General features: G+C 48.2%; 21 protein-coding genes. 18 read left to right on the forward strand and 3 right to left on the reverse strand.

Annotated elements, in window-relative coordinates; all coding sequences use genetic code 11:
• Positions 1-4: 4 nt before the first annotated feature.
• On the reverse strand, positions 5-2,302 hold the full coding sequence (locus AC50YG_RS02940) for a helix-turn-helix domain-containing protein (protein ID WP_494824584.1): 2,298 nt from the start codon (positions 2,300-2,302) through the stop codon (positions 5-7).
• 94 nt (positions 2,303-2,396) lie between these two features.
• Between AC50YG_RS02940 and AC50YG_RS02945 the strand changes: the two genes are divergently transcribed.
• The 10 genes from AC50YG_RS02945 to AC50YG_RS02990 all read left to right on the forward strand — a co-directional run bounded on the left by AC50YG_RS02945 (position 2,397) and on the right by AC50YG_RS02990 (position 15,580).
• Positions 2,397-3,914 (forward strand): extracellular solute-binding protein, encoded by a 1,518-nt coding sequence (locus AC50YG_RS02945; protein ID WP_494824586.1) that lies wholly within the window; start codon positions 2,397-2,399, stop codon positions 3,912-3,914.
• 184 nt (positions 3,915-4,098) lie between these two features.
• Positions 4,099-5,754, forward strand: coding sequence for a serine/threonine protein kinase (locus AC50YG_RS02950; RefSeq protein ID WP_494824588.1), 1,656 nt, complete (start codon positions 4,099-4,101; stop codon positions 5,752-5,754).
• A 296-nt stretch (positions 5,755-6,050) separates the two neighbouring features.
• Positions 6,051-7,607, forward strand: coding sequence for an ABC-F family ATP-binding cassette domain-containing protein (locus AC50YG_RS02955; protein ID WP_341277858.1), 1,557 nt, complete (start codon positions 6,051-6,053; stop codon positions 7,605-7,607).
• Between the two features lie 266 nt (positions 7,608-7,873).
• Positions 7,874-8,572 (forward strand): response regulator transcription factor, encoded by a 699-nt coding sequence (locus tag AC50YG_RS02960; protein WP_338551486.1) that lies wholly within the window; start codon positions 7,874-7,876, stop codon positions 8,570-8,572.
• Entirely contained in the window at positions 8,569-9,924 is a 1,356-nt protein-coding gene (locus AC50YG_RS02965; RefSeq protein WP_494824591.1) for a HAMP domain-containing sensor histidine kinase, read from the forward strand. The genes AC50YG_RS02960 and AC50YG_RS02965 overlap by 4 nt, the downstream gene beginning before the upstream one ends.
• A gap of 17 nt (positions 9,925-9,941) precedes the next feature.
• On the forward strand, positions 9,942-10,802 hold the full coding sequence (locus AC50YG_RS02970; RefSeq protein ID WP_473758506.1) for a carbon-nitrogen hydrolase family protein: 861 nt from the start codon (positions 9,942-9,944) through the stop codon (positions 10,800-10,802).
• A gap of 27 nt (positions 10,803-10,829) precedes the next feature.
• Positions 10,830-11,501, forward strand: coding sequence for a GNAT family N-acetyltransferase (locus tag AC50YG_RS02975; protein ID WP_494825281.1), 672 nt, complete (start codon positions 10,830-10,832; stop codon positions 11,499-11,501).
• Between the two features lie 36 nt (positions 11,502-11,537).
• Positions 11,538-12,212 (forward strand): GNAT family N-acetyltransferase, encoded by a 675-nt coding sequence (locus AC50YG_RS02980; RefSeq protein WP_494824592.1) that lies wholly within the window; start codon positions 11,538-11,540, stop codon positions 12,210-12,212.
• Complete coding sequence (locus tag AC50YG_RS02985) at positions 12,209-13,009, forward strand: MBL fold metallo-hydrolase (protein ID WP_494825283.1); 801 nt, start codon at positions 12,209-12,211, stop codon at positions 13,007-13,009. The genes AC50YG_RS02980 and AC50YG_RS02985 overlap by 4 nt, the downstream gene beginning before the upstream one ends.
• 612 nt (positions 13,010-13,621) lie before the next feature.
• Positions 13,622-15,580 (forward strand): endonuclease MutS2, encoded by a 1,959-nt coding sequence (locus AC50YG_RS02990; protein ID WP_494825285.1) that lies wholly within the window; start codon positions 13,622-13,624, stop codon positions 15,578-15,580.
• Between the two features lie 26 nt (positions 15,581-15,606).
• Here AC50YG_RS02990 and AC50YG_RS02995 read toward each other — a convergent pair whose 3' ends face one another.
• Positions 15,607-16,245 (reverse strand): thiamine diphosphokinase, encoded by a 639-nt coding sequence (locus tag AC50YG_RS02995; RefSeq protein ID WP_494824593.1) that lies wholly within the window; start codon positions 16,243-16,245, stop codon positions 15,607-15,609.
• Between the two features lie 277 nt (positions 16,246-16,522).
• Between AC50YG_RS02995 and AC50YG_RS03000 the strand changes: the two genes are divergently transcribed.
• Positions 16,523-17,200 carry a trimeric intracellular cation channel family protein gene (locus AC50YG_RS03000; protein WP_473758510.1) on the forward strand — a complete coding sequence of 226 codons (678 nt, stop codon included), beginning with the start codon at positions 16,523-16,525 and terminating at the stop codon, positions 17,198-17,200.
• Positions 17,201-17,668 carry a low molecular weight protein-tyrosine-phosphatase gene (locus tag AC50YG_RS03005; RefSeq protein WP_473758511.1) on the forward strand — a complete coding sequence of 156 codons (468 nt, stop codon included), beginning with the start codon at positions 17,201-17,203 and terminating at the stop codon, positions 17,666-17,668.
• A 119-nt stretch (positions 17,669-17,787) separates the two neighbouring features.
• Here the strand turns inward: AC50YG_RS03005 and AC50YG_RS03010 are convergent, their stop codons facing one another.
• Positions 17,788-18,528: an alpha/beta hydrolase gene (locus tag AC50YG_RS03010; protein ID WP_494825287.1), complete on the reverse strand. Its 741-nt coding sequence runs from the start codon at positions 18,526-18,528 to the stop codon at positions 17,788-17,790.
• Positions 18,529-18,839: 311 nt separating this feature from the next.
• Here AC50YG_RS03010 and pdhA point away from each other — a divergent pair, with 311 nt between their 5' ends.
• The 6 genes from pdhA (at position 18,840) to AC50YG_RS03040 (ending at position 25,377) form a co-directional block, all read left to right on the forward strand.
• Positions 18,840-19,919, forward strand: a complete 1,080-nt coding sequence (pdhA, locus tag AC50YG_RS03015; protein ID WP_341277851.1) for a pyruvate dehydrogenase (acetyl-transferring) E1 component subunit alpha — start codon at positions 18,840-18,842, stop codon at positions 19,917-19,919.
• Positions 19,920-19,949: 30 nt separating this feature from the next.
• A complete protein-coding gene (locus tag AC50YG_RS03020; protein WP_473758512.1) occupies positions 19,950-20,927 on the forward strand; it encodes an alpha-ketoacid dehydrogenase subunit beta in 978 nt (325 codons plus the stop codon).
• A gap of 15 nt (positions 20,928-20,942) precedes the next feature.
• Entirely contained in the window at positions 20,943-22,265 is a 1,323-nt protein-coding gene (locus tag AC50YG_RS03025) for a dihydrolipoamide acetyltransferase family protein (protein ID WP_494824594.1), read from the forward strand.
• Positions 22,266-22,268: 3 nt separating this feature from the next.
• Positions 22,269-23,684: a dihydrolipoyl dehydrogenase gene (lpdA, locus tag AC50YG_RS03030; RefSeq protein WP_494824595.1), complete on the forward strand. Its 1,416-nt coding sequence runs from the start codon at positions 22,269-22,271 to the stop codon at positions 23,682-23,684.
• A gap of 219 nt (positions 23,685-23,903) precedes the next feature.
• On the forward strand, positions 23,904-24,869 hold the full coding sequence (locus AC50YG_RS03035; protein WP_494824597.1) for a thymidylate synthase: 966 nt from the start codon (positions 23,904-23,906) through the stop codon (positions 24,867-24,869).
• Between the two features lie 16 nt (positions 24,870-24,885).
• Positions 24,886-25,377 carry a dihydrofolate reductase gene (locus AC50YG_RS03040; protein ID WP_494824598.1) on the forward strand — a complete coding sequence of 164 codons (492 nt, stop codon included), beginning with the start codon at positions 24,886-24,888 and terminating at the stop codon, positions 25,375-25,377.
• The last annotated feature ends 42 nt before the right edge of the window (positions 25,378-25,419 follow it).

The raw sequence follows: 25,419 nt of genomic DNA on the forward strand, positions 1-25,419 counted from the left end.
GTGGCTACCCCAGCTGATGCAGCTCCCGGTATTTGCCGGGAGTTGTTCCTTCGAGCTTGCGGAAGGAACGAATGAAATTTTGCGGATTCGTATATTGCAGCCGCTCGGAAATTTCCTTGACCGATATATTGGTATCCTGAAGCAGGCCAAGCGCGATGCGGTGACGATGCGCAGCCAAATATTCGCTGAAGGAAGTTCCAGTTTCCTTGCGGAATACGCTGCTTACATAGTTCGCATTGTAATGCATGCTCGCTGCAATGGCTTCCAGCGTAATCTCCTGGTCATATTGCTGGTGAATCATATGAATGATCTCCTCAGAAATATTTTTATACTGAGAATTGGTTCGCTCCTCTACCGCTACAATAATCGGTTCCACGATGTTTTGCAGAAACCAGTTGCGAACTTCCTTCGGAGAGTGCGGCTTGAACAAATATTCAAATAAGGATGAATGGTCGCCAAGCTCCATCTCGTGAATGCCGAGCGACTGGGACAGATGAATTAAATCAATTAGCAGCCTTGCAGTCGTCAGCTCAAAATCATGGGCGCTCAGCTGCTGCTTAAACACCGCTTCGAATAGCTCCGCCAGCGCTTCGTCGCTTTTGGTGCGATCTCCAAGCTTGATAGCGTCATTTAGCTCCGTCTGCAGGCGTACCGGATAAGAAGTATTGAAGCTCAGCTTTTGTGGCAGATCCCGATAAAACATCGCCGATGAGTCGCCAAACCGCTTTAGATGCTTATAAGCCTCCATACTTTCCTCAAGCGCAGTGCCCGCTGACTTGAGCTTGTCATGGTAGCCGCTAAAACCGAAGCTGACGGACAGATTCAGCACTTCTTTTACGGTTTGCGCAATTTGCTCTGCCAATGGAACCAATTGGGCAAAAAAAGTATCCTGGTTATGCTCACGGTTCAGCAGAAGTGTAATTTGCGACTGTTCGTAGACGATAGGCGCCAGCCTGTCGCTCGCATCAACCAATTCCTCCACAATATTATTCACGGCGAACAGCAGCAAATCGGTATCGCCCTTCGAATAGCTCGTTCCTTCAAAAAAATCAATGCGCAGCGTCATAATCGCATAGCCTTTAAACGCCGTAGGCAAGGAAAGCGTCTTGAGCCGCTCTTCAATCGTTCGACTGTTGCTTTTTCCTTGGTACAGCTCCATCATGAACAACGTGCGCAAGCTGTCAATCTGATTGTTCATCGTGCTTTCCAATTCGCTTTTCTCGCGAATGACATGCCGAATTTGATCGGCAATATAGACGAAGCCGTCGCGGCTTGGCTTATCATGCTTGGAGGGAAACAGCTGGAAGACGCTCACAAACAGCTGCTCAATCGGCTTATACAAGCGTTGAGAGCCGAACCAGGTCACAAGCAGCGTAATAGCAAGCAATGCTAGGCAAATAAACACAGTAAACCAGCCAATGGCACGAGATTGCTTCGACAACGCATGGAGAGATGTAATAGAAGCATACGTCCATCCGTTATAATCAGACTTGCGGTAGGATACCGTATAGTCTGTCCCTTCTAGCTGCGTATCAAATTGAGCAAGGAGGGAGTCAGATTTAGTAATATCCTGATAAAGGGCAGTGAATAAGCCCTCAGACGGCAGCAGCTCTTCATTTTGCCCAAACAGCAGCTCGCCTCTATCATTAAATACGAGCACAGCTTCGCTATTTTTATCAAAGGAAAGCAGCTCGTTCAAATAGCAGGAAGGGATCGTTGACACCGCGAGCCCATTTTTGGTTGAAGCCGTCAGCGGCAGCTTCTTTACGAGGCTGATGCCGTATGTACAACGACTTGAGGATTGGCCAAGCAGCACGGTATTACTGACGGGCTCTGTAATCCATTGCGAATCGAAGGGCAGCTCCTTATATTGAAGCAGCTGGTCTTTTTTGTCCAATTCACTCAGTCGATATAGGCCAGAGTTGTCAATATACCAATTTTCCCGGGTACTTAATAAAATAATATTTTCAATTCCTGTATCAAATGTCTGTAAATGGTTGACTTCTTGCTTGATTTGGTTAAATAATTGAAATTGTTCCACATTAAGCGGTTCCAACATGGCGGACTTCAAAAAAGACGAATTGACGAAATACGTCATAGAATGGTCTACGGTACGCATGACCTGCTCCACATTCATTTGCATTTGCTCCAACTGCAACAGCTTGGATACGTTTACATTTTGCTGAATTGTGTCGGAGGATTTCATGTAGGAGAATAGTCCAACAATAATGACGGGTAAGGAACTAATTAGAAAGCCGAACAGCAAAATGCGCAAAAAATACCGATTAGGTGGGGCTGCCATCATATCTCCTCCAAAACTATTGCGAGCCACACGCTGCACTGCTTCGCAACTATAATTACTAGGGTATTATACCAGAAAGTGGGTCAAGTTGCCTATGAATTTTGTGAAGAGACAGATTCATCGCTGTGCGAAATCGGTTTTAACGGCCTTAGTATGCGGAGCAGCTGTAGTGATGGTTTCCTGCCAACAGCTCGATGAGAGTGTGGCCGCCCAGAGCAAGGAAGCGCCGCTTGCTTTAACGTGGACAGCCGTTCAATACACGGAAAGCCCGCCATCCGATGTTGTGCTGGGGCATATTGAGGAAGCGACCAACACGAAGCTGTCCATTATTTGGGTCGCTGATGCAATGAAGGAGGATAAGCTGAACATCGCGCTTGCTTCGGATGCGCTTACCAAAATCGTCACGATTCAGGATATTCGCAATTCGGCTTTTTTGAGCGCGGTGCGTGCCGGTGCTTTTTGGGAAATTGGTCCTTATTTATCGCAATTTTCGAATTTGAACGCAATGGACAAAACGATTTTGCAAAATACATCAATTGATAACAAAATATATGGCATTTATCGGGAGCGAGACTTATCCCGCCAGGGCATCATCTACCGCAAGGATTGGCTCGACCAGTTGAAGCTGGAAGCTCCGTCAGATCTGGAAAGCCTTTATAAAGTAATGGAGGCGTTTACGAAAAATGATCCTGATGGCAATGGCTTAAATGATACCTACGGCCTAACGGATCGCAACGATTTGAAGTTTGGCGCTTTCCAAACGCTGGCCTCTTATTTTGGCACGCCTAATGATTGGGGCTGGATGGGTGGAGAGCTGCAGCCTGCATTTATGTTCAGCGCTTATAAGGATACGATGAAATTTATGAAGGAGCTGTATGAAGGGAAATTAATGAATGAGCAGTTTGCTGTGACGAGCAAGCAGCAGCAATGGGAGGAATTTACGGAGGGGCGCGCGGGTGTTTATATAGGAAACATGGATGATGGCCGTAATTTATATAAGACGCTTATTCAAAGCAATCCAAAAGCCGAAATTGATTTGGTGAACCGGATCAACGGGCCTGACGGCAAGCCTCATGTATGGTCGCAGGCGGGGCATAACGGCATATTCGTATTCCCAAAATCGCAGGTGAAAAGCGAGGCTGAGCTGCTGCGCATTCTTGAATTTTTTAATCGGCTTGCTGACCCAGAGCTCATATATATGCTGAATTATGGCGTTGAAGGCATTCACTATAAGCTGGAAAATGGTGATATGGTAGAGCTGCTCTCCAATGAAAGCGAGCGATGGGAGCAGGAGGTACGGCCGCTTATTTCGCTGATGGGGCTCAGAGCGCTTGCTATTCGTCCGCAGGGTGATCCGCTTAGGGAAAAAAGTGACCGCTTGACAGAGGATAATCGCAGCTTCCTCGTCGTCAACCCTGCCGCCTCGCTTGATTCTCCAACCGCCAATGAACGTGGAGGCGAGCTGAATATCATTATTCAGAACGCGACCAACTCTTTTATACTTGGTTTGCTTGATGAGCAAGGGTTCGATAAGGAAGTAGAGCGGTGGAAGAAGCTTGGCGGCGATCAGATTATTCAGGAGTTTAATGCGGGATATGCGGGCAGATCGTAACATTCGCATAGCGAATAATACACAAATTGTCATTCTTTTTTTGATGTCCGTATGATATAATCAGCGTTAAAATAAAGCTTAATGTTATTTTAAACGATGAGCGGGAAAGCATCCCGGCTGGAAGACGAACGAGATTCGTCTGTCCAGCCGGGATTTTTTGCATTTCTAGGGAAGGATGGCCAACATGGAAAGAAGCAAAGTTATCCGTGAAGGAGAGCATGAACTCCCGCTTTGGGAGACGGGTTCAATAATAGCAGATCGCTATGCCGTTATCCGGGTGCTGGGCAAGGGCGGAATGGGCATCGTATATGCGGTGGAAGACCGAAAGCTGCAGGGCAAGCTGCGGGCAATTAAAATTACACCTCTATCGGTAGAGGAGGAAGTGGACGAAGCTCATTCCATTACCGCGGAGGCGGGCATGCTAGTGCGGCTAAATCATCCGAACCTACCTCATATCGTGGATGCTTTTCCGATACATAAACATTCTGTTTATGCGGTTGTGATGGATTTCATTCATGGAGAAACGCTTGCTGTACAATTTCAAAAACGACAGTGCCAAATGCTGCTGCTTGAGGTGGTTCAGCTTGGGCTCCAGTTGTGTTCGGCACTTAACTACCTGCACCGTCAAAGGCCGCAAATCATTCATAGGGATTTAAAACCGTCCAATGTCATGGTGGAGGAAGGGGGCGGACATCTGCGTCTAATTGATTTTGGCATTGCAAGGCAGGTTAAAGCAATGGGAGGCCAAGATACGCAAAAGCTTGGTACACCGGGCTTTGCAGCTCCTGAACAGTATCAAGGCAGCAGCCAAAGTGATCTCCGAACGGATGTATATGGGCTTGGAGCACTGCTCTATTATTTGGCAAGCGGGGGTGAGCTGTATCAGCCCCTGCCCGTTGTTCCACGGCTAGAGCCTCACTTTCAATGGAAGGGTCGAATGAATGCAGAGGGCTCTCTCATGTTGGCTAATGTGCTTAGCAGGATGCTCGCCTATCGACTCGAGGACCGCACCGCAAATATGGAGCAAGTAGAGCGCGAACTGCTGGCAATCGTTCAACTTGCTGGTGGCGATCATGTCAGACCATCATCCGGTTACTCCAATAGGCAAGGTCACGTTAATACGGCAGCAAATGGCGTCACGATTGCCCTATTGTCATTGTCACCGGGAGCGGGAGCAACTTTTGCCGCTATTACGCTAGCCAAGCTGCTTGGTCAAAGCGGAGTGAGCTGCATCGCAGCTGAATTTCCAAGCAATCAGTCGGAATGGCATGCACTCCTGCCCTCTCAATATGCTAGCGGAAGGCTAGCATTCGGTAATTATTGGACCTGGCAGGAAGGCGCTATCCAGTGGCTTGCCCAAGAGCCTGCCCGTATAGAGCCAGAAGCATACGACTTGGAAAAATGGGAGCTTTTTTTGAATCAGCAGCATTATGGAGTGAAAATTGTCGATTTCTCGAGCTTCAATGAGCAAGCAGCAGGCGAGTGGCTGTCTCGGTGTCAACTGGTTTGTATAGTCGCCGATCCTTTTCCGGCAAAATGGCAGCAACCACAGCTGCGTCGCCTTCAAACGCTTCAGCAGAAGCTGAATGCTCAGGATGGGCGTTTCGTATGGTTGGCCAATAAGGATAGCCGCTTCGTAGAGCGGGAGCAATGGCTGCAATTACTGCCAGAGCAACCAATAGCAGTGCTGCCTATGCTGCCAGCAGCCGAATGGCTTAATGGGCTTTGGAGTGGCAAATGGGTGACGGAGGACAAACGGCTTGGCAAGCCTGTTAAGCAGGCATTTAATCCGCTGCTTGAGTTAATTGGCCAAATGGTGAAAAAGGGTAAAGGGAAATGAGATTGCCGATGGAGCCAGTCGGCTTAACTTCCTTTGTCCACCTCACAGCAGCAGCGGGGTGAAGAGACAAAGCCCACATTGAAATTTTACACAACTGAGCAGCTCTTGTGGTACAATAGATCGGGCATAAACATATATAAGCTTAAAAACGACAAGTATTACGCACCGACACAAACGCCGAAAAGGCAAAGTGATGCGGGCGTTATCATACGATGAGGCTTTGTTTGTCCTATTCCCAGCCTGGGAATGGAGCGAATCCTTGCCATAAACAAGTGCATGAATGGAGCTAAGAAGAAATGAGTTTATTAACAGTAGAGCAATTATCCCATACGTTTGGTGACCGCGTTTTGTTCAAAAACGTATCGTTCCGCCTGCTGGCTGGCGAGCATGTTGGTCTTGTAGGTGCCAATGGAACGGGAAAATCGACAATGATGAACATTTTGACCGGAAAGCTGCTTAAGGATGAAGGCAAAGTAGAATGGACACCACGCGTCCGCTACGGCTATCTGGATCAGCATACGAAATTAACGCCGGGCAAGTCGATTCGGGATGTGCTGAAGGATGCTTTTGCACCGATGCTGCTGCTCGAGCAGGAATTGAATGATATTGCGCTACAAATGGGCGATGCCGATCCGGATACGCTGGAGCAGTTGCTGGAGCGGATGGGTGAAATTCAGGAAGAGCTGGAAATTGGCGATTTCTATTTAATCGATGTCAAGGTTGACGAGATGGCCAATGGTCTTGGGCTGAATGCGATTGGGCTTGAACGCGACGTAACGGCGCTCAGCGGTGGACAGCGGACGAAGGTGTTGCTTGCCAAGCTGCTTCTGGAGAAGCCGACGGTCTTATTGCTCGATGAGCCTACGAACTATTTGGATGAAGAGCATATTAATTGGCTCACGAACTATTTGAAGTCGTATCCTTATGCGTTCGTTCTGATTTCCCATGATACGGGCTTTATGAACCAAGTGGTTGATATTATTTACCATCTGGAGTTTTCCAAGCTGACCCGTTATTCCGCCAACTATGAGAAGTTCCTTGAGATGGCAGATATGAACAAAGCCCAGCATATTGACGCTTATGAGAAACAGAAGGATTTTATCAAGAAGCAGGAAGATTTTATTTCGCGCAATAAAGCGCGTGCTTCGACTTCTGGACGGGCGAAGAGCCGTGAGAAGCAGCTTGATCGGATTGATCGCATCGACAAGCCGGAGGAAGCGGCTAAGCCGACCTTTGGTTTTAAGGATGCCCGTACGAGCGGTAAAACGGTATTCGAAGCTGAGGGGTTGTCCATCGGCTACAATAAGCCGCTGCTGCCTAAGATGAACATGCTGATTGAGCGCGGTGACAAAATTGCGATCGTAGGCTGTAACGGTGTCGGCAAATCAACGCTGCTTAAAACGATTCTCGGCGTCGTTCCAGCGCTTGACGGTAAAGTTTATCGCGGCGATTATTTGCACCCGGCATATTTCGAGCAGGAAGCAAAGGCGCCAACGATGACACCCCTGGATGATGTATGGAATGAATTCTCGAATATGACGCAAAGTGAAGTTCGTGGAGCTCTTGCCCGTTGCGGCTTGAAAAATGAGCATATTACGCGGGCGCTCAACCAATTGAGCGGCGGCGAGCAGGCGAAGGTTCGTCTTTGCAAGCTGATGCTGCGCGAAAGTAACTGGATTTTGTTCGATGAGCCGACGAACCATTTGGATGTCATTGCAAAAGCCGAGTTGAAGCGCGCACTTAGCGTTTTCAAAGGCACCGTCGTTCTCGTGTCCCACGAACCTGATTTTTATGAGGATTGGGTTACGAAAACTTGGGATGTCGAAAGCTGGTCCATGCAAACCCAGAATTAAACGGGCTGCAGCTTGAAATATAGGAAAGTATATGATTTTGCCATACTTTCTCTATATTTCTCGGACTGAAACGTGCCGCGCCGCCAGAGGAAGAGGACGGCTTTCGGTCGTTTCACCTTGATCGTAATAACGCTTGAGGAAAACAAGCAAGCCGGACTGCAAGCGGCAGTAGTCCGGCTTGCTTGCATTTGAATCGAAGATTCCTTTATGATGAGTACAAAACGGGTCCATGTAGGACTATTTGCTAAGGTAGGTGAACGCTTAAGATGAAAGAACGTGTCCTGGTAGTAGAAGATGAAGCAGGCATTTCCCGCATTTTACAGCTTGAGCTTGAGCATGAAGGTTATACAGTAGGCACGGCTTTGGACGGACGGACAGGCTATGAAATGGCATCGTCAGGGGAGTGGGAGCTCGTGCTGCTGGATGTCATGCTCCCGGAGCTTAATGGTATCGAGGTTCTGCGCCGTCTGCGACAGGCGGGCAATACGGTGCCCGTTATTTTGCTTACAGCGAGAGATACCGTTCCCGATAAAGTTAGCGGCTTTGAGCATGGGGCTAACGATTATATTACGAAGCCGTTTGCAATGGAGGAGCTGCTCGCGCGCGTTCGTAATATTTTGCGTATATTCCAGCAAAATCCGCGTGAATCCGAAGGCTCGGATATGATTAAGGTAGGCGATTTGACGATTGAACTGCGCACGCGCAAAGTTTTCCGCAAAGATATTATAATCGAGCTTACGCCGCGAGAATTTGAATTGCTCGTTTATTTGGTTGAAAACAAAAATGAAGAGAAATCCCGTGAGGATATCCTCTCCGAGGTATGGGGCTATGATTTCATCGGCGAGACGAATCTGGTCGATGTGTACATCCGTTACTTGCGGCAAAAGCTGGACAAAGGCTACCGCCACAAGCTCATTCATACCGTTCGGGGTGTTGGTTATATGGTCAAGGAGCCTGACGCATGACGCTGCGTAAACGATTTACGCTTTTCACGATTTTCTGGCTTATTTTCATATTGATTTTGTTTAACATTTTCGTTTATTTTTATGTCATAAAGATTACGACAGAAAGCGAAGAGCGCGTTATCGCAAACAAAGTCACTCTCATGCTGGAAAATCCGCAAATCCAAAGCGGCAAAGGGCTTAACAATTCGGATTTGCTAAGCGAATATTACAATGTGAATGAAATGATTCGCATTGTGCAGCTAGATAACAAGGTCGTTAATATTACAGGCTCGGACCCTGTGCTGCTGGGTCTCCCAGCAGCTTTTGAAAAGCAACATGATACCGGTATGATTTCGAAGGGCGGCGAACGTATTTTGTATACGCGCGTTCCCCTTTACGATGGGACAGAAATCGTCGGCATGCTGGAAATTAACAGAGTCTTGAATGAGCTGGATAATTATTTGCAAATTTTAGTGGCCGCGCTCACGGTAACGAGCGCGGGTGCGATTTTGTTCGCGATATTCGGTACGTATTGGTTCACGTCTAGACTGACGGCGCCTATTCAGCAAATGGTTACGACGATGCGGGAAATCGATCGCAGCGGGAAGCTGCGGGTTATTGAGACGACCAGCCACGAGGAATCTGCGGAGCTGCAGCAGCTGATTCGGGCTTTCAATCAAATGATTGAGCGGCTGGATCGTACGTTTGAGAAGCAGAAGCAATTTGTGGCAGACGCATCTCATGAGCTCAAAACGCCCCTAACGGTCATTTCCAGCTATGCCAATATGCTCAAGCGCTGGGGACGCGACGATGCCGCAGTGCGAGATGAAGCGATTGAAGCGATTGACCGGGAAGCAAAACGGATGCAGAACTTGACTAAGTCCATGCTAACGCTTGCCGAAGCTGAGCAAGAGGATTGGCTGAAGCAGGAGCAGTTCGATGTCGTTCAGGCTATCGATGAGCTGGCAGGCATGCTGCAGACAACGTTTCACCGTCCGATTCGGATTAAAACAAGCTCGAAAATTATTAGAATGTATGGCGATAAAGAAAAAATTAAACAACTGTTCGTCATTTTGCTCGATAATGCCATAAAGTATAGTAAGGATTCGATTGATGTTTCGGTTAGCCAAGTGAAAACAATCGTCAAGATTGAAGTCAAAGATAGAGGCGTAGGCATTCCAGAGAGTGATCTGCCGCATTTGTTTGAACGTTTTTATCGGGTCGACGGTGCTAGAAGCCGTGCGACTGGCGGAGCCGGACTCGGTCTTTCCATTGCAAAACGAATTGTTGATTTGCATGATGGCAAGGTAGATGTATTCAGTCAGCAGGATATTGGCACGACGATTACACTTCAATTTAAACAACGAAAGTAACGGTAGGAGGGTCGGTTTTGAAATATAGAGTAGCGGCCGTTCAATACAAATTGGCCGACATCAGCTCTTTTGAGCAATTCGCCGAGCAGGTCGCGCATTATGTGCGCAATGCCTCGGAATACGGCACACAGTTTCTTTTGTTTCCTGAGTTTTTTACAACGCAGCTGTTGTCCATCAGTGACAGCAGTGGCAAAGCCTTGAAGTTCGACCAACTCCCTAGCTTTACAGCTGCCTATGAAGAGTTGTTCGTTAAGCTGGCGGCGGAATACAATATGCACATTGTGGCAGGAACCCATGTTGTAGAAGTGGAAGGCGGGAAGCTTCGCAATGTTGCACATCTGTTCCATCCGGATGGAAAGATCGACCGTCAGTCAAAAATCCATCTGACCCCGACGGAAGTGAGCGATTGGGCGATGTCACCAGGCGAAGGTCTGGAAGTGTTCCAAACCCCGTATGGCACAATCGCCATGCTGACCTGTTATGATATTGAATTTCCAGAAATCGTGCGTATGGCAAGAGCGAAAGGGGCGGACGTCATTTTCTGCCCATCCTGCACGGATGATCGCCACGGCTTTTATCGCGTTCGTTATAGCGCTCATGCACGCACAATAGAAAATCAAGTCTATGTGGTGACGACAGGTACAGTGGGCTCGCTGCGGAAGGTCGATTTTATGCGGGCCAACTTTGGGCAAGCGGCGATTTTGTCGCCCAATGATATCCCCTTTCCGCCGGGCGGCATTTTGGCAGAAGGAATCATTAATGATGATATGCTTGTTGTGGCTGATCTTGATCTGAAGCTGCTTGAAGATGTGCGCACCGCAGGCTCTGTTACAACGTGGCGGGACCGTCGCACTGATCTTTATACCGATTGGTATTAAAGCTTTCCCTGGCAGAAGGGATGTGGCATTATTCGTAAACAATTATATGTATATCATGAGGGTGCTCCGGTAGAGGCTGTCATTCGGCGCTACTCCGAGCAGGACTTTGCAGGGCTGATCGACGTACAGCGCGAAAGCTTCCCGCCACCGTTTCCTTCGGATTTATGGTGGAGCAAGGAGCAGCTTGCCGAGCATGTTTCCCGTTTTCCCGAAGGTGCGCTATGTGCTGAAATAGGTGGCAGGCTTATCGGATCGATGACAGGCCTTATTGTTAATATGGATGATTATGGACATTCACACAGCTGGGAAACGATTACGGATAATGGTTTTATTCGCAATCATGACGGCAGCGGCGACACGCTTTATGTTGTAGATATTTGTGTGATTCCAGAGTATCGAAAGTCGGGCATTGGAAAATGGCTGATGCAGACGATGTATGAGACAGTCGTGCATTTACAGCTAAAAAGGCTGCTTGGTGGAGGGCGTATGCCCAGCTACCATCGTTATGCAGACGAAATAACACCGGAAAATTACGTTAGTGGGGTCGTTGCTGGAACATACAGCGACCCTGTTCTGTCTTTTCTGCTGCGCTGCGGCCGTACTCCTACAGGGGTGGCGGCTAATTATTTGGAAGACGAGCAGTCCTGCGGCTATGCAGCTTTGATGGAATGGCGTAATCCATTTCTTGCTGCCGATTAAATCCAATACCTGTACCTAATGAAAGGGGATATTTTCATGCTGTATCATCGTATTACGTCGATTGACGACCCTTATTTTGCGGAGCTGCATAAGCTGCTTCAAACGATTTTTCCGCCAGAAGAAGTGCTGGCTTATGAGCTATGGAGAGAACCGCTCGAGGATGCGGGTATCCATGTTTATGTTGCGGTAGAAGACGGCAAAGTAGTAGGCTCCACGGAATATCGTTATTATCCAGAGCTGCGCGTTGCGATGACCGACTTCACCATAATTGGACAAGCTGGCAAGGGCATCGGGCGCTTCCTGCTGCGTGCTAGGGAAAAGGATTTGGCGCGTCTTGCTGAGCAATCCAGTACAGAATCAATCGGCATGTTTGCGGAAATTTATAACCCATATGAAAGGGAAGAGCAGCATGCATTTGGTGGCGTAACGCCAATGAATCCATTTGTGCGCCGCGAAGTATTGTCGCATATCGGATATAACCGATTGGATTTCCCGTATGTACATCCGTCTTGGGACCATGAGGGTCAAGCCGTAACGGGCCTTCAGCTCAGCTTCCTGCCTGCTGATGAGAATTTAGCATTTTTGCCGGCTTCACTCATCGTGACTTTTCTTGAAGGCTACTATGAGGCGCTGCCTAATAAACCGCAAGCTTGGCTCGATATGATTAATCAGCTGCGACAACAGGAGCAGGTCGCACTGCTGCCGCTATAATGCGCATTACATTTCGCGGGACAGGTGATTCGATGGGTGTTCCGCGTGTTTATTGCAGCTGCGCGGTATGTGAAGAGGCGAGAAGCACGGGCATTAATCGCCGCTTGCGTTCTCTTGTGCAGCTTGATGGATGGGGAGCGGGATCTGCTGGTGGAGCTGATGAAACGGTATGGATTGACTGCGGCCCTGATTGGGGAAGGCAAATGGAAGCGGCAGGCCTCCGTTTCGTCAGACGGATTTTAATTACGCATGCCCATTTTGACCATATTGGCGGTCTAGTGGAATGGGCTGACGCTTGCCGCTGGCTGAACGTGAAGGGCGAGGCTTTTGCAGCGGCTGAGGTGATTAGCGAAATTAACGCTCGTTTTCCTTGGCTGCAGCAGCAAATCGATTTTCATGCGATAGACGGCGGAAATTTGCGGATTGGCAGCTGGGATATAACAAGCTGGCGAATTAATCATGGCAAAAATGGCTATGCCTATGCTTTTCGCTTCGATCATGCGGTCGAAATGCGTTCATGGGCTTATTGCTCTGACGCCATTGGGCTGACCGATGAACAGCAGCAGCCGCTTTATGGTCTTGATCTGCTGGTGCTCGGCACTAGCTTTTATAAAGAACCGTTCGCCTATGAAACCCGTTCTGTTTATGATGTAACGGAAGCGCTGGAGCTGATTCAACTTTGGCGGCCGAAACATACGATTTTTACGCATATGTCTCACGACATTGATTTGAACAGCGATTATGGACTTCCAGCTGCTGTACAGTTTGCAAGGGCGGCTCTGGAAGTGACGGTATAGCAAGGTATAGCAAGGCCCCGACAGAGCATGAGCATAAATTTTCTGGCGAAAGCTAATGGGGTTGACAAGAGCTTTGTACTTGAAGTAAATTGGAATTATATTTTGTTGGCTGGATGGTTCAGGAAGGGGTTTATTTTATGTTGACAGGTGTTCTTAACTCATAAATTGGATAGATTAGATCGCGTTGAAGGCGAATGGGAGCTTGCTGGCTGCTTTGTGCAGTTATGGCAGGTTTCTATGAACGCATCTTCATCAGCTGTCTGATACCAAGAGTTAAGAACATGTGGACTCCGCCTGAATGCTATTCGGCAGCGGCCTGACCACCGTGCTCTTGCAGCACGGTTTTTTTGCGTTATTTCCTAATATTAACCGTTTATATATGGCGGTTGCGTTAGGCCGAATAACGTTTGGTTAGGTATAGCAGCCGTTTAAAACAGGAATGGAACGCTCATGCGTTCTGTTCCTGTTTTTTTTGTGAATAGGCATCTATATCTGCACGAATTGGTCGTTTCACATAGGGCGACAACGTTGTGTAGGCTCGGTTTATTTCGAATTATTCACGCCAGCAAAATAGGAAATACATCTGATTTTAATGAGGAGCGATTGAAAATGATGCACGAAGCTACGCTAAAGCGTTTGGAATATGACAAATTGAAGGAACAATTGATCGACTATACCGTTTCGCCAGCCGGGCGATTACTGGCGGAACGCCATATGCCCAGCATAGAAATTAGACAAATTCAAGCATGGCTGTCAGAGACAGAGGAAGCCTCCGCCTTGCTTGCATCCGGGGCAAGTGTTCCTTTATCCGCGATGGAGGGGATTGATCCTTTTATGGCGCTGCTGGGCAAAGGACGAATTTATGTCGAGCAGGAGCTGGAGCAATTGCAGACATGGCTAGCTTCTGTTATGCAAATGAGGAGATATATGGCCAGTAAGCGGGGGATTGCACCGATCATTGCCAGCTATGCAGATTCCATGCATGATTGCCCGGAGCTGCGGGAGGAGCTGAGCCGCTGTATTCGTTACGGAAGCCTCACCGATCAAGCTAGCGCTGCGCTCGCAGAAATTCGCAGGCATCGCTACGCGGTAGAGGATAAAATCAGTCGTAAAATGGAAGCTTCGCTTTCCAAATATAAATCAGCCTTACAGGAGTCGATTATTAGTAAACGAAGCGGCAGGCTTGTTATCGCTGTGAAGCGCGAGCTGCGCAAACAGGTGCCGGGCACGGTGTGGGATGAATCGGCTAGCGGGCAAACCTTATTCGTAGAACCGGTTGATGTGGTCGATTTGCAAGTAGAGCTGCGGCAATGGGAGGCAGAGGAGGAGCGCGAGCGCACTGTTATTTTATCGGGCTTATCCGATTTGGCTGATGCGCATGAAGCCGAGCTTAAACTTAATTTAGAGGCGATGGCCACTTTCGATTTCATTATGGCGCGCGGCAAGCTTTCGCGTTCCTACGCTGGTCAATCGTTTCAATTGACCGATGAACCTCACATCTCTTTATCACAAGCCCGTCACCCGCTGCTTGGCCAGTCGGCGGTTCCGCTTGATGTGGAGCTTGGTCCAAATTGGAGCCAGCTCATTATTACAGGGCCCAATACGGGCGGGAAAACAGCGACGCTGAAAACAATCGGCCTGCTCGCGCTGCTCGCTCAGTCAGGGCTGCTGGTTCCGGCGGGGGAAGGGAGTCGCTTCGGCATTTTCCGGACGATTATTGCAGATTTAGGAGATGGACAAAGCTTGGAGCAATCGTTAAGCACCTTCTCCTCGCATATTCGTGTATTAGGCGAAATGCTGGAATCAGCTGGACCGCGTTCCTTGCTGCTGCTTGATGAGCTGGCGGCAGGCACAGATCCAGGCGAAGGCATAGCGCTATCAATAGCCGTGTTGGAGGAGCTTCACAATCGAAGAGCTTTGACGGCGGCAACGACACATTTTAATGAGATTAAGCAATATGCTTCGCGCACGAAGGGCTGTATGAATGCACGAATGGCTTTTGATCCGGATACCTTGCTTCCGTTATACCAATTGATCATTGGGGAGGCAGGGGAAAGTCAAGCCTTCGCAATTGCCCGTCGATATGGTTTGCCAGAGCGGGTGATGCAGCGGGCCGAGCAGCTTGCAGCTAATCGTCAGCAGATCGTAACCCTAGGCCAAGATGAACTAAGCACAGATGTTAAAGCAGAACAAAACGAAGCTCAAACCGAAGCTCATACCGAGGCCAAAGTGAAAAATAGCAGCAAAAAAGAAGAGGACGCAGGCAAAACTGCCTTGCAGCCCTTACAAGCGGGCGACGCGGTATGGATTTATCCGCTGAAGCGACTGGGTATCGTTTTTCGTCCGGCTGACGCCCGAGGAGAGGTCATTGTTCAGGTGCAGGGCCGCAAGCTGGCCTTCAATCGAAAGCGGCTGAAGCTGTCAATTGGCAGGGAGGAGCTGTATCCTGGGGAAGATTATGATATGAGTATCGTCTTTGATTCCAAGGAAAACCGCAAGCTCCGCAAACAGCTCTGCCGCAAGCATGTGGAAGGGCTGGTCATCGAGATGAAGCCCGAGGCTTTTGAATGATGTTTGTGCAGTCAGCTCATTATTGCTTAATCACGGCTCTGGATAATGAGCAGCATTCCTTCATCAATTGTAATGATTCCTTCCGTCTCCGCGAGTACATTGCTTATGCCCAGAGATTGGCCGATCTTCAAGCTGGCATTATGCAGAGGGTATTGAAAGCCGCTTAATGTAATGCCAGAAACAGCAGAAGTTAAGGGCAGCAGGGAAACATTCGAATAAGGCCCTTTCTGTATTACTCGTTTAGAGGAAGTGACAGTAATACAGTTATGTTCGTCGATAATACAGGCGGGAATACCCCGCTGTTCGGCGAGCACAAGCAGCTGCACATTCGATAACGAATGATCAAAACGAGTGCCTAAGGCGCCCAGTAAAATAATTTCATCCGGATTTTGCTCCAGCGCATAGCGCAAAGCCATTTCTGTATCCGTATAATCTTTATAAACCGGATCACAGGTAATCAACTCCGTGCTGGCTGAGCGTATTAGCTCCAACTGCTCGTCCGTTACGGAATCAAAATCGCCTATTGCAAGCTGCGGTGCATATCCCTGCTCCACCAAAAATAGTGCGCCGCGGTCGGCGCCAATGCGAAAAGCATCCTGCTTCAGATGCGGCAGCGCAAAGGCACCAAGCTCGCCGCCTGAGCAAATGACTATACGTTGAGGCATATTCGCTTCCTTCTTTCTCTAACCTATTTGTTCAACTATAAGCAAGTATAAGTTACACCCTTATAAGGGGCCTATATTTCACCCTCGAAACGGTAACTTTGCCGCAAAAGGATGGCTACAGCCGTTTCACCTTGTTGCTTGTCGCTTTTGCTAGTATATAGTTTCTTTGTGCAGAAACACCAGTAGCAGGTAGAATTTCGGCAGCAAATTGACGAAATATGTCGTTGCTTTACGAAAGCGTCGGGGCTAAAATGGGAAAGGATAGACCATTCGATAGATGACATTGGATGGGAGAACGGAAGCGGGGGCGTACACGTTGGATTTGGAGATTTTTGGCGTATTCAGCATTATCGGCACTATTGCCTTTGCCGTCAGCGGCGCGGTTGTGGCAATGGAGGAGGAATACGACATTCTTGGCGTTTTTGTGCTAGGTCTGGTTACGGCGTTTGGCGGAGGGGTCATAAGGAATTTGCTTATCGGCGTTCCGGTCACGTCGCTTTGGAGCCAGGGGAGCTTGCTGAAAATCGCGCTCATTGCAATGACGATTGCTTTTTTGCTGCCGGTTAAATGGATTTATACGTGGCGCAAAAGCGAAGCTTTTTTCGATGCGATCGGTTTATCAGCTTTTGCTATTCAGGGCGCGCTGTATGCGACGCAGATGAACCATCCCATTAGCGCCGTGATGGTAGCGGCTATGCTGACAGGTATCGGCGGAGGCATCATTCGCGATGTGCTGGCAGGGCGCAAGCCGCTTGTGCTGCGGGATGAAATTTATGCCGTTTGGGCGATGATTGGCGGTTTGGTTATTGGCAAAGGCTGGTTTCATTCGACGCTCGATTTGCTGTTCCTGTTCTTGCTCATTATTGTGTTCAGGATGCTGTCGGTGTATTACAAATGGAAGCTGCCGCGTCGCTCGCTGCGGGAGAAAATCGTTCAGGAGAAAGGAGAGGCCTAATTGAAGAAAAGAGTATTGTTTGTTTGTCTCGGCAATATTTGCCGTTCCCCGATGGCGGAAGCTGTTTTTCGCAGCAAGGTGGAGCAATCGGGGCTGTCAGATCAAATTATTGTAGACTCGGCAGGTACGGGAGATTGGCATATCGGCCATCCTCCGCATGAAGGCACACGCAAGGAGCTTGATTTAAACGGGATATCCTATACGGGTATGAAGGCGCGTCAGTTCACGCAGCAGGATGATGTGGATTTTGACTTTATCGTCTGCATGGATACGAAAAACGAGCGCGATGTGCGTGAAATTCTTGGAACGCGTGCGGGAAGCGCGGAGGTACTGACCTTTATGAGCCTGCTGCCCGAGCGTGGGGTAACGGATGTGCCAGATCCTTATTATACGGGTCAATTCGATTATGTATTTGAACTGGTGGATGCGGGCTGCGAGCGGCTGCTAGACCATGTGAAGCTTAAGTAAACTGGCCTTGTGAGAATGCAGCAGGTGAATATTTTTAAATAAACAAACAAAGCCTTGGCTTCCTCCTTGGGCGGGGGAAATCAAGGCTTTGTCTCATTTTGGAGGCAAGACGGCAGCGCTTATTGACGCTCAATAAAATACATTAATGCTTCCGGCAGCTCTTTCTGCCAAAAGCCCCATTGATGTTGGCCTTCTTTTTCCGCATAATAAAAAGGAGCTTGTCTTTCTTCAAGCAGCTTTTTGGCTTCACGGTTTAATTCGACAAAATTATGCACGCCTCTATCCGTTGTTTCATAAGCCGTTTCCTGCAGGCCGACAATCATGTAGAGCTCCAGCCAGGAAAGATCATTCTGAGCAGCCATAATTTCAAGCGAGCGCTCGAAATAGGCGCCTGACAAGGAAAGCACGCGGCTAAACAGCTCCGGATAGGCTAGCGCAAGATGAAGGGAGATGGTGCCGCCAAGCGAATCGCCGGCAAGTACGCGATGCTCGGCCTCACGACGGACCGGATATTTTGCTTCTATATAGGGAAGCAGCTCCTCGCCGAAAAAGCGGACATAAGCCTCATGGCGGTCTCCGTCAGGAGCATATTCCGCTGTGCGGAATGTTTTATTCACATCGACGCCAACAATAATGAAGGGCTCAACGCCTTCATCCAAAATAATGCGGTTCGCCGTCGTTGCTATACGGCCGAAGTTGAAAAAATCTTCTCCGTCCTGGCAGTAGACGACGGGATAGCTCAGCAGCTCATTGTAGCCGGGCGGCAAATAGACACGAAGCGAGCGCTGGCCATCTTGCAAATAGTTGCTTGCAACCGTTTCCCTGAGGACGGTGCGTTTCAAATAACGTTCATCTGTCATCATTTCTTCCTCCGTTGGTTGAATGGAATGGGAGCATGTGGGTAAACAATAGAGAGATGCCATAGTGATGCGGGTTCGGCAGCAGACGGAAAGGCTGTACAAGCTCCATAGTTTCAACATTGTATTATGCTGTTACATAACTTTTTAACAGCTGTTACATATACAATTTCTTAACAAAAAGGGCATAAGCGTTGAAAATACAACGTATTTTTTGCTTTTTGCTTTGACCATTTTTGTTAAACAGGTTTATAATAATTCTATAACAGAGTACTGTAATATTCAAATATTAATGATTGAGGTGAGCGTTCACAATGAGCAAAGTGCTTAGCAAACTGCCATATGAAGTTCAAACGGAGCCAGTTACACCATTGTCCGTCTTGTCGCTTGATGGTGAAGTTGTTAACCCGGATGAAATGCCGGAGCTTACGGACGACCAATTAAAAGAAATTATGTACCGTATGGTATTTACCCGTACATGGGATGATCGTGCCGTGAACTTGGGTCGTCAAGGCCGTCTGGGCTTCTACGCTCCAGTATCCGGTCAAGAGGCTGCTATGATTGGTAGCGAATACGCTTTGAATAAAGATGACTTCATCTGTCCAGGCTACCGTGATATTCCGCAGCTCGTATGGCATGGTCTTCCGCTGTACCAAGCGTTCCTGTATTCCAGAGGACATCAGCATGGCGGACAAATCCCTGAGGATGTTCACGTTCTAATGCCGCAAATCATCATTGGCGCGCAAATTTTGCACGCGACTGGTGTTGCCATGGCTTTCAAGAAAAAGAATGAAAAACGCGTTGCAATTACGTACACAGGCGATGGCGGTTCTTCCGAAGGCGATTTCTACGAAGGCATGAACTTCGCAGGCGCGTTCAAGCTTCCGGTTATTTATGTTGTACAAAACAATGGCTATGCGATTACAACTCCTTATGCTAAACAAACAGCTGCACTTTCTGTTGCGCACAAAGCACTTGCTGCTGGTATCAAAGGCGTACAGGTTGATGGCATGGACGTACTTGCTGTTATTAAAGCAGTTAGAGATGCTGCTGAGCGCGGCCGCAACGGCGAAGGCGCTACGCTGATCGAACTTCTTACTTACCGTTATCGTGCGCATTCCATGGCAGATGATACGACAAAATATCGCACCAAAGATGAGGAAGCGGAATGGGCTCCTAAAGATCCACTCATTCGTTTCGGTAAATATTTGGAAAGCAAAGGTCTCTGGTCGGAAGAGGATACAGCTCGCGTGAAGGAAGAAGCGAAAGCTACAGTTAACGAGCAAATCAAGAAAGCGGAAGCTGTTGAGAAAATGACGGTTGAAGGCTTGATCGACTCGATGTTCGAAACAACGCCGCAGCACCTCGAAGAGCAAAAAGCTGATTTCCAATAATAGCCTTTAACGAAGGAGGAACTATAGATCATGGCTCAAATGAACATGAAAGAAGCGATCCGTGACGCAATGCGCGTTGAACTTAAACGGGATCCCAATGTATTACTTTTTGGCGAGGATGTTGGTAAAGTCGGCGGCGTGTTCCGTGCGACCGAAGGCCTTCAAGCTGAATTTGGCGAAGACCGCGTATTTGATACGCCGCTTGCGGAGTCCGCTATCGGCGGTTTGGCAGTGGGTATGGGTATTCAAGGCTTCCGCCCAATTGCTGAAATCCAATTCGTAGGTTTCATCTATGAAGCGATGGACCAAATGTTTATTCAAGCGGCTCGTATGCGTTACCGTTCCGGCGGACGCTACAACTCGCCAATCGTATTCCGTACGCCTTTCGGCGGCGGCGTGAAAGCAGCTGAGCTGCACACAGATTCCCTGGAAGGTCTTGCTGTACAGACACCAGGTATCAAAGTTGTTATTCCATCCAATCCTTATGATGCAAAAGGTCTGCTTATCTCGGCTATTCGCGATAATGACCCTGTATTTTTCATGGAGCATTTGAACCTTTATCATGCTTTCCGTGCAGAAGTGCCAGAAGGCGAATATACGGTTGAAATCGGTAAAGCAAATGTCGTTCGTGAAGGCAGCGACGTTACAATTATTGCTTACGGCTTGATGGTTCACACGGCTGTTAAAGCGGCTGACGAGCTTGAGAAACAAGGAATCAAGGCTGAAGTTATCGACCTTCGTTCCCTTGTGCCTCTCGATATCGATACCATTGTCGCTTCTATCCAAAAAACGAACCGTGCAATTGTCGTTCAAGAAGCACAAAAAACTTCCGGCGTTGCCGCTGAAGTAATCGCTCAAATCAATGAAAAAGCAATTCTGCACTTGGAAGCTCCGGTGCTTCGGGTTGCAGGTCCGGATACCGTTTATCCGTTTGCGCAAGTTGAGGATGCATGGCTTCCATCGGTAGCCCGCATTTCTGCAGCTGTCCAAAAAGTACTGGATTTCTAAAGGAGGATATACGCGGTGGCTAAATTCGAATATCGTTTCCCTGAGCTTGGCGAAGGCTTGCACGAAGGCGAAATCATTAAAGTGCACATTAAAGCCGGCGACAAAGTAACAGATGATGACATTATTATGGAAGTGCAAAACGACAAGGCGATTGTTGAAGTGCCTTGTCCAGTTAACGGTACGGTACTTGAAGTTTTGGTTAAAGACGGCCAAGTTTGCCATGTAGGCGAAGTAGTCGCTTTGATCGATGCTGAAGGCGAAGTGCCTGAGCAAGCTGCTCCAGCAGCTGAAGAGCCTAAGAAGGAAGAAGCAGCTCCGGCCCCTGCTCCAGAAGCGGCAAAAGCTGCTCCTGCAGTAGAAGCAGCTAAAGAAGCTCCTAAAGCTACAAATGCTTCTGTGCTTGCTACACCAAGCGTTCGCAAGTTCGCTCGCGAGCAAAATGTTGATTTGACGCAAGTAAGCGGCACTGGCAAAAACGGCCGTATTACGCGTGAAGATGTTACAGGCTTTGACGGTTCTGCGCCTGCAGCATCCGAGCAAGCGGCGGCTCCTACTGAGCAGCAAGACAACGCAGTTGTAGCTGCAAAAGGTGCTGGCGAAGCGAAAGCAGCTCCAGTTGCTGCTGGTACAGCTTACCGTCCGGAAGAGCGCTTGCCATTCAAAGGCATTCGCAAAATTATTGCGGGCGCCATGTCCAAATCCGTTTATACAGCTCCGCATGTAACGATCATGGATGAAGTGGACGTTACTGAGCTTGTTGCACTTCGTGCGAAATACAAGCCTTATGCAGAGAAGAAAGGCGCTAAGCTTACGTATTTGCCATTCATCGTGAAGGCGCTTGTAGCTGCTGCCCGTGAATTCCCAATTATGAATGCGACGCTTGACGAAGCTAATCAAGAAATCGTTTTGCGTAAATATTACAATATCGGTATCGCAACAGATACAGACAACGGCTTGATCGTTCCTGTTATTGAAGATGCGGATCGCAAAAACATTTGGAAAGTGGCTGACTCGATTCGTGATCTGGCTGTTCGTGGACGCGACGGCAAGCTTTCGGCTAACGAGCTGAGAGGCAGCACGATTACCATTTCCAATATTGGTTCGGCAGGCGGTATGTTCTTTACACCGGTTATCAACTTCCCTGAAGTTGCAATCCTCGGTACTGGACGTATTTCCGAAAAAGCAATCGTACGCAACGGCGAGATCGTGGCTGCTCCTGTAATGGCTCTGTCACTGAGCTTCGACCACCGTCTAATCGATGGCGCAACCGCTCAAAACTTTATGAACTACATTAAACAGCTGCTGGGCAACCCAGAACTGTTCATTATGGAGGTATAAACGATGGTTGTTGGAGATGCTTCATTAGATATCGATACTTTAGTCATTGGTGCAGGTCCTGGTGGTTACGTAGCGGCAATCCGCGCTGCGCAATTGGGACAAAGCGTGCTTTGTGTAGATAAGGAATATGTAGGCGGTGTGTGCTTGAACGTGGGCTGTATCCCGTCCAAAGCTTTGATTTCCGCTTCCCATCAGTATGAGTCCATCAGCCACGCAGACGCTTTCGGTATTACAGCTAGCGATGTGAAGGTTGACTGGAGTAAAGTACAGGAGTTCAAAAGCGGCATTGTCAAGAAATTGACTGGCGGCGTAGGCTCCTTGCTTAAAGCGAATAAAGTACAGTTTTTCAGTGGTGAAGTGATGTTCATCAATGAAAACGAAGCGCGTGTATTCAACGATCAAGAAGCTCCACGCTACCGTTTCAAAAACTGTATTATTGCTACAGGGTCCCGTCCAATTGAGCTGAAAGCATTCCCGTATGGCAAGCGTATTATCTCCTCTACAGGAGCTTTGTCGCTGCCTGAGCTGCCGAAAAGCGTTATCGTAATCGGTGGCGGCTATATCGGTATTGAGCTTGGTCAAATGTTCTCGAAATTCGGTACGAAAGTAACGGTTATCGAGGGCGGAGACAGCATCCTGCCAGGCTTTGATAAAGACATGTCTTCTCTTGTCGTTAAGAAGCTTAAAGGTACGAAAGTGGATATCGTAACAGGAGCTCTTGCACAAAGTGCTGAGCAAACGGATAACGATGTAACACTGACTTACAAAGTTGGCGACAAAGAAGAAAAAGTAACGGCGGACTACTTGCTGGTTACGGTTGGCCGTCGTCCTAACACAGATGGAGATCTTGGTCTTGAGCTGGCTAACATTACAGTTGGCGAGCGCGGTCTGATTGAAGTTGACGATCAATGCCGTACTAGCAACAAAAACGTCTATGCAATCGGCGATATTATTGCTGGTCCTGCACTTGCTCACAAAGCAATGTATGAAGGACGCGTTGCGGCAGAGGCGATTTCCGGCCTGCCTAGCGTGATTGATTATAAATGTGTTCCTGCTGTCTGCTTCTCCGATCCAGAATGCGCAAGCGTTGGCTACACGGAGAAGGATGCAAAAGACAAAGGGCATAATGTTAAAGTGGGCAAATTCCCATTTGCTATCAACGGACGCGCAATGTCGCTTAATGCGGCTGAAGGCTTCGTTAAGCTTGTTGCGGATGCAGACAGCGGTCTTGTGCTCGGCGCACATATCGTTGGTATGGAAGCTTCCAATATGATTGCTGAGCTTGGTCTTGCAATTGAAATGGGCGCTACGCTTGAGGATATCGCTCTTACTATCCATGCGCATCCAACGCTGGGTGAGATCGTGCTTGACGCTGCAGAAGTAGCGCTTGGTCACCCGATCCACACGGTTCTTAAGTAATTAATTGTTTTGCTTCAATAAAATAGCAGCTGCCGTATTTGCGGCGGCTAGAGAAGAGGTCCCGCGGCTACTGAAGCCCGCGGGCCTTTTTTAATGAAAAGTTAATAATTATGTGCATGGGTGAGAATTTATACAGAATTAGCATAGGCAACTATTTTAAATGATTGATTATAATGATATAATACAAATCTATATGTCCAAATTAGGAGTTGTAAGTGAATGAGTGTTCATACTAGTGAGAACGAATACTTGCAGCTGCTGCGCAGCGTTCTGGAACGCGGCACGATCAAAGAAGATCGTACCGGAACGGGAACGATTTCCACGTTTGGTTACCAGATGCGCTTTAACTTAAACGAAGGCTTTCCGCTCATTACGACGAAGCGCGTGCCGTTTAAGCTGGTTGTCAGCGAGCTGTTGTGGTTTATAAAAGGTGATACGAATATTCGTTACCTGCTCCAGCACAATAATAATATATGGAATGAATGGGCTTTTAAGAAGTGGATTGAGAGCTCTGATTATACAGGCCCAGACATGACGGGCTTTGGCCTGCGCTCGCAAAGTGATGAAGCTTTTAATGTGCTTTATTTGGAACAAATGGAGCTGTTCAAGCAGCAAATTTTGCGCAATGATGCTTTTGCGGAAAAGTACGGCGAGCTGGGCAATGTATATGGAAAACAGTGGCGCGACTGGAAAACCTCGCAAGGCGAATCCATTGATCAACTGAAGGATGTTATTCATACGATTAAGACCAATCCCGATTCCCGCAGAATGATTGTTTCCGCGTGGAACCCAGAGGATGTTCCTAGAAATATGGCTCTACCGCCTTGCCACACGATGTTTCAATTTTACGTATCAGAGGGCAAGCTTTCTTGCCAGCTGTATCAGCGCAGTGGAGATATATTTCTCGGAATTCCTTTTAATATTGCCAGCTATGCCTTGCTCACACTGCTTATTGCCCATGAATGCGGCTTGCAGCCAGGAGAATTTGTGCATACGCTTGGTGATGCGCATATTTATTCTAACCATATGGAGCAGATTAAGACGCAGCTTGCCCGCGAGCCTCGCGAGCTTCCACAAGTACGGATTAATCCAGCCGTAAGCTCATTATTTGATGTGGAAGTGGATGATATTGTACTGGAAGACTACCAGCCTCATCCTTCAATCAAAGCGCCTGTAGCCGTATAGAAGGGATGGATACACGATGTCGATTACATTAATAGCAGCGATGGACCGCAACAGAACGATTGGAATCGGCAATAAGCTGCCATGGCGGCTTCCAGCGGAGATGGCGCTGTTCACGAAGCACACGCTTGGCAAAACCGTTGTAATGGGCCGTAAAACGTTTGAATCGCTGCCTAAGCCGCTGAAGGACCGCCATAACGTCGTCTTAACGAGGCAGTCTGATTTTGCCTCTGAAGGCTGTGAGACGGTTCATTCGATTGAGAAGGTTTTGTCGCGTTTCGGTGCGGAGGAGCTTATGGTTATAGGCGGAACGGAAATTTATACGCAATTTCTACCGATTGCAGACAAGCTTCACCTGACAGCTGTGGATGTGGAAGTAGCGGGAGGCGACGCTTTTTTTCCTGCGTTCAATGAGGCGGACTGGGAATTGGTGGAATCCATCCCTCATCGCAAGGATGAACGCAATTTGCATGATTTTACATGGCAAACTTTTACACGTAAAAACCGTTAATCGGCTTTTTTCGCGAGGGCACAGAGGGCAAATATGACATCG

The sequence above is a fragment of the Paenibacillus sp. J31R34 genome (assembly GCF_059383715.1).

What these genes read in the sequence shown, in the direction of transcription:
- AC50YG_RS03000 (WP_473758510.1), top strand. Translation starts at nt 16,523, where the DNA reads ATGACATTGGATGGGAGAACGGAAGCGGGGGCGTACACGTTGGATTTG.
- AC50YG_RS02990 (WP_494825285.1), top strand. Translation starts at nt 13,622, where the DNA reads ATGCACGAAGCTACGCTAAAGCGTTTGGAATATGACAAATTGAAGGAA.
- lpdA (WP_494824595.1), top strand. Translation starts at nt 22,269, where the DNA reads ATGGTTGTTGGAGATGCTTCATTAGATATCGATACTTTAGTCATTGGT.
- AC50YG_RS02965 (WP_494824591.1), top strand. Translation starts at nt 8,569, where the DNA reads ATGACGCTGCGTAAACGATTTACGCTTTTCACGATTTTCTGGCTTATT.
- AC50YG_RS03040 (WP_494824598.1), top strand. Translation starts at nt 24,886, where the DNA reads ATGTCGATTACATTAATAGCAGCGATGGACCGCAACAGAACGATTGGA.
- AC50YG_RS02955 (WP_341277858.1), top strand. Translation starts at nt 6,051, where the DNA reads ATGAGTTTATTAACAGTAGAGCAATTATCCCATACGTTTGGTGACCGC.
- AC50YG_RS03010 (WP_494825287.1), bottom strand. Translation starts at nt 18,528, where the DNA reads ATGACAGATGAACGTTATTTGAAACGCACCGTCCTCAGGGAAACGGTT.
- AC50YG_RS02980 (WP_494824592.1), top strand. Translation starts at nt 11,538, where the DNA reads ATGCTGTATCATCGTATTACGTCGATTGACGACCCTTATTTTGCGGAG.
- AC50YG_RS02950 (WP_494824588.1), top strand. Translation starts at nt 4,099, where the DNA reads ATGGAAAGAAGCAAAGTTATCCGTGAAGGAGAGCATGAACTCCCGCTT.
- AC50YG_RS02945 (WP_494824586.1), top strand. Translation starts at nt 2,397, where the DNA reads ATGAATTTTGTGAAGAGACAGATTCATCGCTGTGCGAAATCGGTTTTA.
- AC50YG_RS02940 (WP_494824584.1), bottom strand. Translation starts at nt 2,302, where the DNA reads ATGGCAGCCCCACCTAATCGGTATTTTTTGCGCATTTTGCTGTTCGGC.
- AC50YG_RS02960 (WP_338551486.1), top strand. Translation starts at nt 7,874, where the DNA reads ATGAAAGAACGTGTCCTGGTAGTAGAAGATGAAGCAGGCATTTCCCGC.
- AC50YG_RS03020 (WP_473758512.1), top strand. Translation starts at nt 19,950, where the DNA reads ATGGCTCAAATGAACATGAAAGAAGCGATCCGTGACGCAATGCGCGTT.
- AC50YG_RS03035 (WP_494824597.1), top strand. Translation starts at nt 23,904, where the DNA reads ATGAGTGTTCATACTAGTGAGAACGAATACTTGCAGCTGCTGCGCAGC.
- AC50YG_RS02995 (WP_494824593.1), bottom strand. Translation starts at nt 16,245, where the DNA reads ATGCCTCAACGTATAGTCATTTGCTCAGGCGGCGAGCTTGGTGCCTTT.
- pdhA (WP_341277851.1), top strand. Translation starts at nt 18,840, where the DNA reads ATGAGCAAAGTGCTTAGCAAACTGCCATATGAAGTTCAAACGGAGCCA.